1 pseudogene is annotated in these 336 nt (G+C 55.4%); it reads left to right on the forward strand.

The window, feature by feature from the left end:
* Nucleotides 1-336, forward strand: a pseudogene (locus tag HMPREF3138_RS27355) (DUF3772 domain-containing protein); the annotation flags it as partial.

The following is a 336-nucleotide window of genomic DNA, read 5'->3' on the forward strand; positions in this document are numbered from 1 at the left end:
CGCTTCCTGACCTACCAGCTGATCTGGGTGGTGCTGGTGCTGATGACGTTCTACTTTATGGTGCTGTTCACCACCGATTTGTGCGCCGCGCTGTTTTCGCCGCAGACCGTCAGCGGCAAGATGCTGAAGAAAACGCTCAGCTTCAAGGATCGCCATTTGGAACAGATGTCGACCATCACTATTGCATTGGCCAAATGTTCGCTGTTGCTGTTGATGATTGTCGCGTTGTTCAACGGCTCGTTCGGCAGCACCACGCCGGGCTCGCTGATGGAGAAAATCGTCTCCATCCTGACCGGTGAAGGGCTGCAGCGTTTCAACATCGTGCCCGGCAACCTG

The sequence above is a fragment of the Serratia sp. HMSC15F11 genome (genome assembly GCF_001808215.1).
Taxonomy (GTDB): domain Bacteria; phylum Pseudomonadota; class Gammaproteobacteria; order Enterobacterales; family Enterobacteriaceae; genus Serratia; species Serratia nevei.